This window comes from Flavobacterium flavipigmentatum, assembly GCF_020911905.1.
Classification (GTDB): domain Bacteria; phylum Bacteroidota; class Bacteroidia; order Flavobacteriales; family Flavobacteriaceae; genus Flavobacterium; species Flavobacterium flavipigmentatum.
Map to the genome: position 1 here is coordinate 1507348 of NZ_CP087133.1, position 14406 is coordinate 1521753.

Here is a 14406-nt window from a genome sequence, read left to right on the forward strand (position 1 = left end):
TGGATGTTTTTTTAAGCTCATTACAATTTACTACATTTGGCAAATGAATGTACCAAAGAGACATAAAAGTATAACCGCTGTCACAGTTTTTGCTGTGACACTGTTTTTTGGTTGTGAAAGTAATTTTAAAGAAGTTCAGAAAATCAACTTTTCAGAGTTTGTGCCTGCTGGAGAAACGGATGACGCCAATATTAGATATACCGATTCAGGTAGAATTACAGGTATTCTAAAAGGAAAAAAAATGCTTGATTATTCCAGTCTTGATTTTCCGTTTACCGAATATCCAAAAGGTATCGATGTTACACTTTATGATAAAAAACAAAAGCGTACTTTTATCACTTCCAATTATGCTGTTTCATACAAAAATACCGGAATTATTGACCTGCAAGGGAAAGTAAAAATCAGGACAGAAGCGGGCCAGATGCTGGAAACGGAGCAACTTTATTTTGATCAGAAAAACGAATGGTTTTACACCGAAAGAAAGTTCAAACTTACCGATGCAAAAGGAATTTCAAACGGTCAGGGGATAGATTTTAGTAAAGATTTTAAAGTGATTAATTCGCAACGAATAAGCGGTGAAATTGAAGCCGAAGAATAAAAAAAGAGATTATGGGTTACATGAAATACACACAATTCGTTTACTTGTTATTTGCAGGTTTTTTTATTTATGATGGAATAACAAAGGTAAACGATCCAAATAATAATCCGTGGTTAAGCTTTATTATTGCCGGAATGGCCATATTTATGTTTTTCTTCAGGAGAAGATTTCTTAAAAAAATGAGCGATCATAACAAAAAACAATAAAAAATGGAAATTAGTATTATAATACTATGTTTAATACTATCGGCCTTTTTTTCAGGAATGGAAATAGCTTTTATTTCCTCGAATAAAATTTATCTTGAAATCGAAAAGAAACAAGATAATTTTTTGTCTCAAATACTTACCAAGCTTACAGAAAAACCATCAAAGTTTATCGCAGCAATGCTTATTGGGAACAATGTGGCACTTGTAGTTTATGGTTTTTTTATGGGAGATTTAATCCTCAAATGGATTGTGGGATTAGGTTTTCAGTTTTCAGATTATACTACTTTGTTTTTTCAAACGCTGCTTTCTACTTTTATAGTTTTGATAACAGCTGAATTTTTTCCGAAAGTTTTTTTTCAAATTTACGCCAATTCATTAATTAAGTTTTTTGCTATTCCAGCGTATCTTTTTTATCGATTATTCTATTATATCTCTACTTTTTTTATTTGGATTTCAGATTTTATTCTAAGAAAATTTTTTAAAACCGAAGGAGATCAGGTGCAACTTTATTTTAGCAAAATTGAACTTGGAAATTACATAACAGAACAAATGCTGTCGGTAGAAGATAATGAAGAAATTGATTCTGAAATTCAGATTTTTCAGAACGCACTAGAGTTTTCGGGAGTAAAGGCGCGGGATATCATGACGCCGCGTACCGAAATTGTAGACATAGATTTGTTTGATAGTGTGGCAGATCTTAAAGCTTTGTTTGTAGAGACTGGGTATTCTAAAATCGTTGTCAGTCAGAATTCACTTGATGATATTGTGGGTTACGTGCATTCTTTTGATTTGTTTAAAAAGCCAAAAACTATAAAATCAGTTTTAATGGCGGTAGAGTTTGTGCCGCAAACTATTTTGATAAAAGATGCCTTGAATTTGCTGATCAAAAAGCGTAAAAATGTAGCTGTTGTTTTGGATGAATACGGTGGTACTTCAGGGATCATAACAATCGAGGATATTGTCGAAGAGTTGTTTGGTGAAATTGAAGACGAACATGATTTGGACGAAGAATTAATCGAGCAGGAACTGGGTGCTGGAAAATATCTTTTTTCTGCACGATTTGACGTTGAATACTTAAATGAATCCTATAAATTAGGAATTCCGGAGAGTGATTCGTACGGAACATTAGGAGGTTTTATTGTTGATTTTACAAAAGAAATCCCACAAAAAGGAGAAGAAATTACCATTGGAAATTACCATTTTGTGATCGAAGAATGCTCAAATAAGAAAATAGAATTAGTGAAAATGTCTTTAAAAGACTGATTTTTTTTATTAATAAAAAAAATTGCGTAAAATAAATGGCTAGTTGTATTGTTATTAACTAGATAATTGTATTTTCGCAAACTGAATATAAAATTAACGATAATAAAAATGGCAGTTTTAGCAAAAATTAGACAGCGTTCCGCATTATTGATAGGAGTTATTGCACTTGCATTATTTGCATTTATAATACAAGATTTATTTAATAGCGGTACTTTTAGTCAAAGTTCAAAAGATGTGGGAAGCATCGATGGAAAAGATATTTCATTTGAAGACTTTAGAGTTAAAGTTAGTAATGTTGAAAAAAGTGGTCAAGGAATTACCTCGACAGAAGCTGCAAATAGAGTTTGGGATCAAGAGGTTTCTATCGCTTTATTATCAACTCAATTTGATAAATTAGGATTAAGAGTGGGTGAAAAGCACCTTGTCGAAGTACTAAAGGCAGATCCAAACATCGGAAAAAATCCAATGTTCTTAAACGCTGCTGGTTTGTTTGATCTTGCAAAATTCAAAGATTATTTTAAAGCAAATCCTGAAGCAGCTCAATTTATCACTGAAAAAGAAAAAGACGCTGCATTAAACGCAAAATATCAAATCTACACTACATTAATCAAATCTGGACTTTACACAACTGCTAGTGAAGGAAAGTTGAAATATGAAATGGAAGCTAACAAAGTAAACTTTGCTTATGCTGCCGGATTGTATTCTTCTATTAAAGATAGTGATGTAAAAATTTCAGATGATGAAATTGTAGATTACATGAAGAAAAACGAGAAGAAATTCAAAGCGGATGCTACTCGTGAGATCAATTATGTTTTAATTGAAGACAAGCCTTCAAAAGAAGATGAAGTAGAAATTAAATCTAGAATCACGTCATTATTAAACGGAAGTGTTGTTTACAATGCTAAAACGGGTAAAAACGATACGGTTCCTGGCTTTAGAAATGCCAAAAATATTGCTGAATTTGTAAATGCAAATTCTGATGTTCCTTATGATTCAACTTATGTAGCAAAAAATGCTTTACCAGCTGTTGATGCTGATAAATTGTTTAGCTTGGCTCCTGGAGCTATTTATGGTCCTTATGTTTTTGGAAAATACTACTGTATTTCTAAATCTCTAGGATTTAAAGCGGGTGTTAATGCAAAAGCAAGCCATATTTTAATTGGTTATGAGGGTTCTCAAACACCAAATGCAAAAGAAAAAAGAACAAAAGAAGAAGCGAAAGCTAAAGCTGAAGAAATTCTTGCTCAAGTACAAGCTAATCCGGATAGTTTTATGATGTTGGCTTTTACAAGTTCTGATGATTCATCTGCACAACAAGGTGGTGACTTAGGATATTTTGGACCAAATCAAATGGTAAAGCCTTTCAATGATTTTGTTTTTGCAAACGGTATTGGAAAAGTTGGTTTAGTTGAAACTGCTTTTGGTTTTCATATTATCAAAATTACAGATAAGCAAGACGGAATTCGTTTGGCTACAATTGCCCAAAAAATTGAGCCTTCAGAAGCAACTTCTGATAAATTATTTGCATTGGCAACTAAGTTTGAAATGGATGCTGCTGATAAAGATTTTAACGCTACTGCAAAAGCTTTAGGTTTAAAAGTTGCTACTCCGATAACTGCAAAAGCAATGGATGAAGCATTTGGACCATTAGGAAACCAACGTGCTATTGTAAGATGGGCATTTGACAAAGAAACCAGTAAAGGTGATGTGAAGCGTTTTGAAATCGCTAATGTTGGAAATGTAATCGCTCAATATAAAGGTGAAAACAAATCTGGTTTGGTTTCTGTAACAGTGGCCAGACCGTATGTAGAGTCTATTTTGAAGAACAAGAAAAAAGCAGAACTTTTAAAAGCTAAAATGACAGGTTCTAGTCTTGAAGCTATCGCTAAAAGTGCTGGTGTAACTGTTCAGCAAGCGACAAATGTTACGTTAGAAAATGCTGTTTTACCAGGTGGAGTTGGTCAAGAGCCTAAAGTTGTAGGAACTGCGTTTGCTTTGGCTGCTAACAAGATTTCTGCCCCAATTGAAGGAAATACAGGTGTTTATGTTGTAAAAAACATTAGTACTGTTAAGGCTCCAGCAATTGCTAATCATGCTCCATACGTTGATAAATTAAAAGCGCAAAGTGCTTCTGATGCAAGTAGAGTGTTGCCAGCTTTGAAAAACAATGCAAAAATTGAAGATAACAGACTGCAATTTAATTACTAGTTATATAATTTAATTTCAATAGCTTAACCCGAAATGTTTTCAAAACATTTCGGGTTTTGTTTGTTTATAATAAATCATATTTTTAATTCTTTTTGTAGTAAATATCAATACCTTTTCTCTAATTATATAGGAATAATAGAAATATAATTTAAAAAATTTGTGATATCCAAAATATTGCGTTTAATTTGCCAGTCTTTTTATTTTAACAGATAAGATTGGTGTAAATTATTATATAAAAATTACTGGGGAATGGTAAAAAATTACTTTAACAATCAAATAGTTAATATACTTTATGTTTAATTTATTTAAAAGAAAACCTAAAGTATATTCCAAAATTGAGAACCATATTTTTGGAATAATTACGGAACTTTTAAAAGTTAGTAGTACTGACATCAATGTTGATGAATTGGGAGGTAAATATTATTTAAGTAACGAAGAACAGCATTTTAAAGTTACGATACTAAGTAATGATTATGTTATCCGACTAACTAACACTCGCGATTCTGTAGCCGAGAAATACGACAAGTTTTTTGTTGAGGATGTTTTAAAAGCAGTAAAAGAAGAGAAACACCGAAGAATGGAACTGGTATATGATTCTATAACCAATAGTATAGAAAAAATGGCAGAACGTTTGCACAATACCCTTATTGAATCTAACGGTCAGGAAACTCAAAAAATTCGTCACCTTGATCCTAAACCTATAAAAGGTAAAAGAGTAAATTTTTAACAGTACTTGATGTTGCTTAAATTTATTTTTTTAAAATCATTTCGTTGTACGAAATAATCGTTTCGTACCCTTTTGAAATAAAGTACGTAGTTGGATTTTCATCAGAAAGAACCATTACAAAATCTCCACCCCAAGCTCCCAGGCTTTTTATTGCTCCAGGAAAATCAGGGAACTCGCTTTCTTTTATAGTTTTTGTTTGTAGAATAGTACTCAAATGAATTTCGTGATTCTCAATTGCAATTCTAAATTCCGTTAAAGATTCTGCACTTAAAAAAGCAGTTGTGATTTGGTTGTTAGCAATTATTTTTTCTTTTAAATTATTATTTTTCTGAGTGTAATAAGAATGTATTGCGGCTTTGCTGCTTTGTTTTTTATTGAGGTAAACAAAATATATGTTTTTAGTAAATTCAGGGTCAAAATTGACCTTTTCAACTACCGGTAGATTGTTTTCTAAATAATAAACGATCGGTGTATTATTTTGTGCGCACGCAATATCATAGCCACTGCCTCCAAAACTGTTTTTAAGCAGTGTATAAGCATCGATTGCTAACCATTGTGCTATGTTGTTAAGTAAAGTAGATGAAGTGCCTAATCCCCAGTTTTTTGGAAAAGTAAGTGCTGTTGTAATGTTGTAACCTTCGGCATTTTTTATAAAATCAGGATGGAGAAGATAGGCCTCGTGCAAAATGTTGATTAAAGTTGTTTTTACGGTTTCAACCTCTGATTTTGAATTATCAATTATTTCTGAGAATGAAATAGTGTCCTCAAACCATATTTTTCCGTCACTATCGTGACTTTTCCATTGTATTTGTTTCTCTGAGCCATTTTCGACCACAAGATTCTGACCAAATTTTGTGGGTAAGGCAAAAGCTCTGGCGCCATCTAAAACTAGATATTCACCTGTAATTAAGAGTTTTCCGTTACTGTAAAATGTTCTTTTCATGCTTTATTTTTTAGCCCCGATGGAAGTGATATCCTTTTGTGGCGGCGTTAGCCACAAAAGATATAACGGACAGCGGGAATAGCTTCGGCTAATTATTTTCGTAAATTTTGAATAAATTCGACTACGGCGCTGTGAGAAACCACATTTTTTTTGAAATGTAATTTGATTAAATTTCTTTCTTCATCCGTAGCTTCAAATTGGTTGATGATGTTATTGAGATGCATTTTCATGTGGCCTTCCTGAATTCCGGTGGTCGTTAGGGAGCGCAGAGCCGCAAAATTTTGCGCCAGACCGGCAACCGCAACAATTTGCATTAACTCTTCGGCAGAAGGTTTTTCGAGAATTTCTAAACATAATTTAACCAACGGATGCAATGAAGTCAGGCCTCCAACTGTGCCCAATGCCAGCGGAATTTCGAGCGAGAAAGTAAAAATTCCGTTCTCAATTTTCGCGTGCGACAAACTCGAATATTGACCGTTTCGGGCAGCATACGCATGCACGCCAGCTTCTACAGCTCTAAAATCGTTTCCGGTAGCCAAAATTACAGCATCAACGCCATTCATAATGCCTTTGTTATGTGTTACGGCTCTAAAAGGCTCGACTTCTGCAATTTGTACGGCTTGAACAAAACGCGCTGCAAAATCGTGTGGATTTGGAATGTGTTTTTCGGTTAAATCCTCGACATTGCAGGAAACTTCGGCTCTTACGATGCAATTAGGGACATAATTGGACAAAATGCTCATAACGACCTCAAGGTCTAAACCTGCATTTTGTGCCTCTGTTTTTAAAGTAGTGGCAAATTGCTCTAAGCAAGAGTTAATAAAGTTGGCGCCCATACTATCTTTTGTTTCGAAAGTAGCATGAAGCTGAAAGTAATTTTCGAGCAAATTTCGTTTGTCTCGAAGCTCGATATCCAGAATTCCTCCTCCTCGTTGTTGCATATTTTTGGTAATGCTTTGCGTGTCTGAGAAAAATTTGGGTTTAATGTTAGTGAAAAAATCTGCTAATTTTTGAGAATCACCGTTGTATGTAAAATGTACTTGTCCGATTTTCTCAGTGTTGATTATAGTCGCTTTAAATCCGCCACGTGTTGCCCAATATTTGGCCGATTTTGAAGCGGCTGCCACAACCGAACTTTCCTCGATGGCCATCGGAATGGTTTTGTATTTTCCGTTGATCAAAAAGTTAGGAGCCACGCCCAGCGGAATGTATAAATTGGTGATTGTGTTTTCTATGAATTCATCGTGTAATTGTTGGAGTTTTTCGTCTGAATTCCAGTAATTTCTTATAATAGCCAGTGCTTCTTCGGGGTTTGAAAAGTACTCATTGGCAATCCAGCTTATTTTTTCTTTTTTGGATAATTTAGAAAATCCGGCAACAGCGTTGTTCATTCTCAGTATTTTAAATAGAATTGATGCCGCAAAGATACCAATTTAAGGGTTTTGTTTGTAATTATATTAAATTTTGAAAGGTACGCAATCGTTATTTTTTTTAACATTTAACACTTGAAATGTGTATTATGTTTAATTTTTTTAGTAAAATTGGACTCTTTTTTATATTTAAAATAATCATAAATGAATACAAGTAAAATTACTGTAATACTTTTATTTTTAGTTGCTACCGTTTTTGGACAACAAAAAATTACTGTTGAAAAAATATATAGCGGTGCATTTCGTGCCAAAGGAATGGACGAATTACAATCGTTAAAAAACACCAATCAGTATACTGTTTTAAATGTAGATCAGGCCAGCAGAAGCATGCAAATTGATTTGTATGATTTTGCAACACTAAAAAAAGTAACCAATTTAGTAGACAGTAAAAATTATAAAGAGCTAGAAAACGGAATTGATAGTTATGCTTTTGATGCAGCGGAAAAAAAGATTTTAATTGCCTGCAATTCAAATAAAATTTTCCGTCACTCTTTTACCGCAGATTATTTTTTATACGATATTGTCTCAAAAAAAATAACCAAGCTCTTTGATTTTCAGGTTCAGGAGCCTACTTTTTCGCCTGACGGAACAAAAATTGCTTACGCTAAAGAAAACAACTTGTATGTGTATGATCTGGCTTCGCAAAAATCGACAGCCGTTACCACAGACGGAAAGAAAAATGCGATCATCAACGGGATAACCGACTGGGTTTACGAAGAAGAGTTTGCTTTTGTAAGAGCTTTTGATTGGAGTAAGGACAGTAAAAAACTGGCTTACATTCGTTTTGACGAGAGTGAAGTTCCTGAGTTTTCGATGTCAATGTTTCATAAAGATTTGTATCCAACGGTAGAAACTTTCAAATATCCTAAAGCAGGCGAGAAAAACTCAGTAGTGTCTTTACATCTTTATGATGTGGTTTCGAATACTGCTAAAAAAGTAGATTTAGGAAATTATAACGATTTTTATATTGCAAGATTACAATGGACAAATGACGCAAATTTTTTGTCGGCTCAAGTTTTAAATCGCCACCAAGACAATCTTGATTTGTTGTTTATTGACGGAAATGCTGCTACTGTAAAAGTGGTTTTGAATGAAAAAGATAAGGCATACGTTGACGTTACGGACAACTTGACATTCTTAAAAGACAACAGTTTTATTTGGACAAGCGAAAAAGACGGTTTCAACCATATTTATGTGTATGATAAAACAGGAAAGCTTAAAAACCAGGTGACAAAAGGCAATTGGGAAGTAACTTCCTATTATGGTTTTGACGAAAAAAACAAAACTATTTTCTTTCAATCTACAGAAAATGGTTCTATCAACAGAGATATATACAGCATTTCTTTAGACGGAAAAAACAAAGTGCGTTTGTCTAAAAACACCGGAACAAATGTGGCTACTTTTAGTCCTAATTTCCAATTCTTCATTAATACTTTTTCTAGTGCTTCGCAACCAACAACTTATACTTTAAATGAAGCAAAGACAGGAAAAGAGATACAGGTAATCGAAAACAACGAAGCACTTAAAGCGCAACTGAAAGATTACAACTTACCATCTAAAGAATTTTTTGTTTTAAAAACGGCTAAAGGAAACGAATTAAATGCATGGATTTTGAAACCAAAAGATTTTGATCCTTCTAAAAAATATCCGGTTTTCATGTACCAGTATTCTGGCCCTGGGTCTCAACAAGTTAATAATGACTGGAATAATACTGATGATTACTGGTTTTTGTCACTTACACAACAAGGGTACATTGTTGCTTGTGTAGATGGTAGAGGTACGGGGTTTAAGGGAGCCGATTTTAAAAAAGTTACTCAAAAAGAATTAGGGAAATACGAAGTAGAAGATCAAATTGATGCTGCAAAAGTAATTGGTGCTTATCCGTATGTTGATGCTTCTAGAATTGGTATCTTCGGATGGAGTTATGGAGGTTTTATGGCTTCGAATTGTATTTTTCAAGGAAACGATGTTTTCAAAATGGCGATTGCCGTAGCTCCGGTAACCAACTGGCGTTTTTATGATAGTGTTTACACAGAAAGATACATGCAGACACCACAGGAAAATGCAAGCGGTTACGATCAGAATTCTCCAATAAATCATGTTTCTAAATTGAAAGGGAAGTTTTTATTGATTCACGGATCTGGTGATGATAATGTTCACGTGCAAAATTCGATGCAAATGATGGAAGCTTTGATTCAAGCGAATAAACAATTTGACTCTCAGATATATCCTGACAAAAACCATGGAATTTATGGAGGAGCAACGAGAATTCAGCTTTATAATAAAATGACTAACTTTATCAAAGAAAATCTATAATAAAACTTTAAATTAACCTTAAATAAATAATGATAATATGGAAGAAACTCAAGTAAAAACGGTGCATCCAAAAGGACTTTGGGTATTGTTTGGAACGGAGATGTGGGAGCGATTCAACTTTTATGGAATGCGAGCTTTATTGACGTTATTTCTTGTGAATTCATTATTAATGAAAGAAGAAGAAGCTTCGCTGATTTACGGAGGTTTTTTGGGACTTTGTTATTTAACACCAATGTTGGGTGGTTTTGTAGCAGATCGTTTTTTAGGAAACAGAAATTGTATCTTATTAGGCGGTTTATTGATGGCGATCGGGCAATTATTGTTGTTTACCAGTGGTAGTATTTTTGATTCAAATTTAAGCTTAGCGAAGATTATCATGTATTGTGGACTTGGAACTATAGTATTTGGTAATGGATTCTTTAAGCCAAACATTTCGAGTATGGTGGGTAGTTTGTATCCAAAACAGGAAAAGACAAAACTGGATACCGCTTTTACTATTTTCTATATGGGGATTAATATTGGTGCTTTTTTAGGACAGTCTATTTGTCCTTTATTAGGTGATGTTGTTGATACAGGTGGTATTAGAGATATTCATGCATTTAAATGGGGATTCTTGGCTGCTTCTGTTGCAATGCTCTTAGGTACATTACTTTTTTATGTATTAAAAAACAAATATGTTGTCTCGCCAGATGGAAGAGAATTAGGAGGATTGCCTTCTAAAAATGTGGCCGAAGATTTTGAAGAAGGAGAGGCACAGAAAGCCAATTTTTCTAATAGAGCTTTAATTGGGGCTGGAGTTGCATTTTTTATTTTAGGTTTGTTTTTTCACTACGTAGTTGGTCAAAATTTAATTTATACTTTAATTTACTCAAGCGGATTAGCGTTGGCGGGATTGATCATTTCTGATTCTTCTTTAACAAAAATCGAAAGAGATAGAATTATCGTAATTTATATTGTCTCGTTTTTTATTATTTTCTTCTGGGCAGCTTTTGAGCAAGCGGGTTCATCATTGACTTTTATTGCCAACAACCAAACCGATAGAAATTTCTTTGGCTGGCAAATGCCTCCGTCAATGGTTCAAATCTTCAACGGTTTATTTGTAGTTGTTCTTGCGGTTCCTTTTAGTATTTTATGGGATTATTTAAGAGCAAAAAGTAAAGAACCGATATCACCAGTAAAATTAGCGATAGGTTTAGTAGTTATTACAGTAAGTTTCTTTATGATTGCTACTCAGGTTTCTTATATAGGAACTTCAGGTTTGTTATTAGTAAAATGGCTTATTTTATTATACTTTCTAAATACTTGCGCTGAGTTGTGTTTGTCGCCAATTGGGTTGTCGTTGGTAGGTAAATTATCTCCAAAACGTTTTGCTTCTTTGTTATTTGGTGTTTTCTTTTTGTCTAATGCTTCAGGTTATGCCTTGGGTGGAACTTTAGGTTCTATTTTGCCTCCAACTGGAGATAAATATAAAGCGGCTGAAAAAGTAAATATAGATTTAGAATCGATATTAGAAAACAAGTCTGTTGCAAATGGAGCCGAATTATTTGCTTTAGCGCAATTACAGATAGCAAGAATTGACAAGGAAAAAGCGAAAGAATTTAATTTAGATGTAGAGAAAAAAATTGAAACTATCGCTGAAATAAAAAGTCAGAAAGAAGTAGCTAAAAAGACGAATGTGAAATTTGTAAACAATTTTACTGCAAAAGACACCACGTTTACTGTAAAAGAATTAGATATTCTTAAAGAAAAAAATGTTATTACAGTTTCATATCCAGAATTCGCAGGTTTTACAATCCACAATCTATACGAATTTTTTATGGTTTTTGTTGTTCTGACAGGTCTTGCAGCAATAGTTTTATTCGCTTTGACTCCTTTCTTGAAAAAAATGATGCACGGAGTTCGATAATATGGATAACAATATAACATTAGAACAAATACAAAATTTTAAAGGCAAGTACCCAAAACAATTGTGGTACTTGTTTTTTGTTGAAATGTGGGAGCGCTTTTGCTTCTACGGAATGCGTGGCGTACTTACTTTCTTTATGGTAGAGCAGCTTTTTCTGAAAGATGAGCAGGCCAATCTACAATACGGAGCCATTCAGGCCTTTGTATATGCCTTTACCTTTATCGGTGGAATTTTTGCTGATAAAGTTTTGGGTTTCAAAAAATCTTTATTCTTCGGAGGAATTGTCATGATTTTAGGTAACCTTCTGATTGCTTTCTCTCCACAAGAATTATTTTACTACGGAATTGCTTTTTCTATTATCGGGACAGGTTTTTTTAAGCCAAATGTTTCCTCGATGGTAGGAGAGTTGTATCACGAAAGCGACGGTCGCCGTGACGCAGGTTACGGAATGTTTTATGCCGGAATCAATGTTGGAGGGCTTTTAGGTGGTGCTTTATGTATTTATTTAGGAAAATATTATTCGTGGCAATTATGCTTTTTATCGGCTGCTGTAGTGATGTTTTTTGGTCTAATTACGTTTTTATACACTAAAAAACATCTTGGCCCAATTGGAGATTCTCCATTATTGAACTTAGATGCTAAGAAAAGAACAATCAGAGAAATTGCAGTTTATGCAATCTCATTATTGAGTATTCCGTTTATTTTTATAATGGTAAAAAATACCGATTACACCGATTATTTCATGTACACTATTGGAATAATTGCAGTTCTGTATTTTACTTACGAGTTGATAAAATTGGGCGATACAGGATTACAGAAAAAGCTTTTTGCAGCCTTTTTGTTTGTGTTTTTCTACCTTTTATTCAATGCTATTTATGAGCAAAGCGGTGGTTCGTTATCGCTTTTCGCGAAAGATAATCTGAGCAATCAATTGTTATTTTTCACCATAGATCCTAATATTGTAAACAATAGTTCGAATACGTTTTTTGTGGTAGTTTTCAGTCCGCTGATTGGCTTGTTGTGGCTATGGCTGGCTAAGAAAAAGATAGAACCTAATACCTTAATCAAATTCGGAATTGGATTTTTGTTTTTGGGAGCTTCTTTTTATATTTTCTACCTCACGAAGTTCTTTGCAAATTCTGAGGGTATCGCTTCTTTAAACGTATTTACTTTTGCGTATTTGATAACCACTATTGGGGAGCTTTGTTTAGGCCCAATCGGAATGTCAATTATCACGAAGCTGTCTCCAAAAAGGTTATTTGGTATGATGATGGGATTGTGGTTTTTGGCAAGTGCGTTCGGACAATTGTTCGCAGGAAAACTAGGCGCCGAAATATCCAGATCAAATACAGGTGATACTTTGGTCTCTAAACTGCAATCTTACACAGAAGGATATTATCAACTCGCCATTTATTCTGTTGTTGCCGGAGTAATTTTAATTGCAATTTCACCAATTATTAGAAAATTAATGCAAGAAGTAAAATAGACGACATTTTACAATTCAAATTTTGTTTAGATTTGTAAAAAATTAAAACGATTATGAAAAAAATATTTTTAATAACATTGTTTTTTGTCGGAGCATTTGTAGCGCAGGCGCAAGAGTTAAAATGGCATACAGATGTAAAAGAAGCAGTTGCAATAAGTAATAAAGAAAAAAAACCTTTACTATTGTTTTTTACGGGAAGTGATTGGTGTGGATGGTGCATCCGTTTGCAAAATGAAGTTTTGAAGACTCCGGAGTTTTCTAAATGGGCAAGTGAGAATGTTATTTTGGTAGAATTAGATTATCCAAGAAGAACTGCCCAAACACCAGAAATTAAAAATCAAAATGCAGAATTGCAGCAAGCTTTTGGCATCCAGGGTTTTCCTACTATATATTTTACTAGTGCTGAAAGCAAAGAAGGTAAGGTAAATTTTAAAGGTCTTGGGCAAACAGGTTATGTGTCAGGAGGACCGGCAGCATGGTTAACAGTAGCAGAGCAAATTGTGCATCCAAAAAAATCTTAGAAAAAAATACATAATTTAAAAATCTCCTTATATGAAAGTATAAGGAGATTTTTTTTGCCCATTACGTAAGAAAACTCGAATAATTAGTGTTGTTTAATTGTGCTTTAATTATTGTTTTGATATTTTTTTAGCTTTAAAAAAACATATAATTTATTTTTAATACTAAATAAATTTGGAAAATTAAAATATAATGTTAATTTCGTTGTAACTATTCTAACCAAAACCAAATTGTTATGACTAAAAAATTACTTATACTACTATTTTTTTTAGGCTCCTGCTGCCTGCATGCCCAAAGCCCAGTTTGGAGAACAAATATGGATGATGCAATGGCAATTAGTAATGAAGAAGGTAAACCTATGTTGATTTTATTTACAGCCGCAAGTGCCCCAAGTGATTTGCAAAATGAAGTATTTAAAACCGCAGACTTTGCTGTCTGGTCGCGTGATAATGTAGTGCTTGTAAAGCTTGACTTATCAGATATTAATGCAGACGAAACAACGAAAGAGCAAAATTTGAGATTAAAAAATGCCTTTGGAGTAGATGAATTACCCGAGGTTTGTTATGCGAGAGCTTCAGTACGAAAAAACAAAACCACTTTTACCGCTCTAGGAAAAATTGGTTATAAACCGGGTGGCGCCAAATATTGGATATCCGAATCAAATTCTATTTTGCATCCTATCGATACAGAATAAGTATTACATTACGTTTTTAAGTTGAATTTGTAGACTCCCTTTTTGCACAAGTTGCAGAAAGGGTTTTATTTTGAAATAATCGGATAATCATAGTTTTGCTATTTAAAGTA

General features: G+C 33.6%; 12 protein-coding genes. 10 read left to right on the forward strand and 2 right to left on the reverse strand.

Going from position 1 to position 14406, the window contains the following annotated elements; translation table 11 throughout:
• Window positions 1–43 precede the first annotated feature (43 nt).
• The 5 genes from lptC to LNP22_RS06945 all read left to right on the forward strand — a co-directional run bounded on the left by lptC (window position 44) and on the right by LNP22_RS06945 (window position 5002).
• Entirely contained in the window at window positions 44–598 is a 555-nt protein-coding gene (gene lptC / locus LNP22_RS06925) for an LPS export ABC transporter periplasmic protein LptC (RefSeq protein ID WP_210667107.1), read from the forward strand.
• A gap of 11 nt (window positions 599–609) precedes the next feature.
• On the forward strand, window positions 610–804 hold the full coding sequence (locus LNP22_RS06930) for a hypothetical protein (protein WP_210667106.1): 195 nt from the start codon (window positions 610–612) through the stop codon (window positions 802–804).
• Between the two features lie 3 nt (window positions 805–807).
• Window positions 808–2067 carry a hemolysin family protein gene (locus tag LNP22_RS06935; RefSeq protein ID WP_229975912.1) on the forward strand — a complete coding sequence of 420 codons (1260 nt, stop codon included), beginning with the start codon at window positions 808–810 and terminating at the stop codon, window positions 2065–2067.
• Window positions 2068–2175: 108 nt separating this feature from the next.
• On the forward strand, window positions 2176–4275 hold the full coding sequence (locus tag LNP22_RS06940; protein WP_229975913.1) for a peptidylprolyl isomerase: 2100 nt from the start codon (window positions 2176–2178) through the stop codon (window positions 4273–4275).
• A gap of 292 nt (window positions 4276–4567) precedes the next feature.
• Window positions 4568–5002: a hypothetical protein gene (locus tag LNP22_RS06945; RefSeq protein WP_210667103.1), complete on the forward strand. Its 435-nt coding sequence runs from the start codon at window positions 4568–4570 to the stop codon at window positions 5000–5002.
• Between the two features lie 22 nt (window positions 5003–5024).
• On the opposite strand, the gene LNP22_RS06950 is transcribed toward LNP22_RS06945, so the two are convergent.
• Together LNP22_RS06950 and LNP22_RS06955 are read right to left on the reverse strand one after the other, a co-directional pair.
• Window positions 5025–5945 (reverse strand): GYDIA family GHMP kinase, encoded by a 921-nt coding sequence (locus LNP22_RS06950; protein WP_229975914.1) that lies wholly within the window; start codon window positions 5943–5945, stop codon window positions 5025–5027.
• 92 nt (window positions 5946–6037) lie between these two features.
• Complete coding sequence (locus LNP22_RS06955; RefSeq protein WP_229975915.1) at window positions 6038–7336, reverse strand: hydroxymethylglutaryl-CoA reductase, degradative; 1299 nt, start codon at window positions 7334–7336, stop codon at window positions 6038–6040.
• A gap of 183 nt (window positions 7337–7519) precedes the next feature.
• On the opposite strand from LNP22_RS06955, the gene LNP22_RS06960 reads away from it, so the two are divergent.
• From LNP22_RS06960 to LNP22_RS06980, 5 genes are all read left to right on the forward strand, one after another.
• Complete coding sequence (locus LNP22_RS06960) at window positions 7520–9691, forward strand: S9 family peptidase (RefSeq protein ID WP_229975916.1); 2172 nt, start codon at window positions 7520–7522, stop codon at window positions 9689–9691.
• 37 nt (window positions 9692–9728) lie between these two features.
• Window positions 9729–11597 (forward strand): peptide MFS transporter, encoded by a 1869-nt coding sequence (locus tag LNP22_RS06965; protein ID WP_229975917.1) that lies wholly within the window; start codon window positions 9729–9731, stop codon window positions 11595–11597.
• A gap of 1 nt (window position 11598) precedes the next feature.
• On the forward strand, window positions 11599–13083 hold the full coding sequence (locus LNP22_RS06970) for a peptide MFS transporter (RefSeq protein WP_229975918.1): 1485 nt from the start codon (window positions 11599–11601) through the stop codon (window positions 13081–13083).
• Window positions 13084–13136: 53 nt separating this feature from the next.
• On the forward strand, window positions 13137–13604 hold the full coding sequence (locus LNP22_RS06975) for a thioredoxin family protein (protein ID WP_229975919.1): 468 nt from the start codon (window positions 13137–13139) through the stop codon (window positions 13602–13604).
• Window positions 13605–13837: 233 nt separating this feature from the next.
• Window positions 13838–14296 carry a thioredoxin family protein gene (locus tag LNP22_RS06980; RefSeq protein WP_229975920.1) on the forward strand — a complete coding sequence of 153 codons (459 nt, stop codon included), beginning with the start codon at window positions 13838–13840 and terminating at the stop codon, window positions 14294–14296.
• The last annotated feature ends 110 nt before the right edge of the window (window positions 14297–14406 follow it).

What these genes read in the sequence shown, in the direction of transcription:
- LNP22_RS06935 (WP_229975912.1), top strand. Translation starts at nt 808, where the DNA reads ATGGAAATTAGTATTATAATACTATGTTTAATACTATCGGCCTTTTTT.
- LNP22_RS06940 (WP_229975913.1), top strand. Translation starts at nt 2,176, where the DNA reads ATGGCAGTTTTAGCAAAAATTAGACAGCGTTCCGCATTATTGATAGGA.
- LNP22_RS06965 (WP_229975917.1), top strand. Translation starts at nt 9,729, where the DNA reads ATGGAAGAAACTCAAGTAAAAACGGTGCATCCAAAAGGACTTTGGGTA.
- LNP22_RS06945 (WP_210667103.1), top strand. Translation starts at nt 4,568, where the DNA reads ATGTTTAATTTATTTAAAAGAAAACCTAAAGTATATTCCAAAATTGAG.
- LNP22_RS06960 (WP_229975916.1), top strand. Translation starts at nt 7,520, where the DNA reads ATGAATACAAGTAAAATTACTGTAATACTTTTATTTTTAGTTGCTACC.
- LNP22_RS06950 (WP_229975914.1), bottom strand. Translation starts at nt 5,945, where the DNA reads ATGAAAAGAACATTTTACAGTAACGGAAAACTCTTAATTACAGGTGAA.
- lptC (WP_210667107.1), top strand. Translation starts at nt 44, where the DNA reads ATGAATGTACCAAAGAGACATAAAAGTATAACCGCTGTCACAGTTTTT.
- LNP22_RS06955 (WP_229975915.1), bottom strand. Translation starts at nt 7,336, where the DNA reads ATGAACAACGCTGTTGCCGGATTTTCTAAATTATCCAAAAAAGAAAAA.
- LNP22_RS06930 (WP_210667106.1), top strand. Translation starts at nt 610, where the DNA reads ATGGGTTACATGAAATACACACAATTCGTTTACTTGTTATTTGCAGGT.
- LNP22_RS06980 (WP_229975920.1), top strand. Translation starts at nt 13,838, where the DNA reads ATGACTAAAAAATTACTTATACTACTATTTTTTTTAGGCTCCTGCTGC.
- LNP22_RS06975 (WP_229975919.1), top strand. Translation starts at nt 13,137, where the DNA reads ATGAAAAAAATATTTTTAATAACATTGTTTTTTGTCGGAGCATTTGTA.
- LNP22_RS06970 (WP_229975918.1), top strand. Translation starts at nt 11,599, where the DNA reads ATGGATAACAATATAACATTAGAACAAATACAAAATTTTAAAGGCAAG.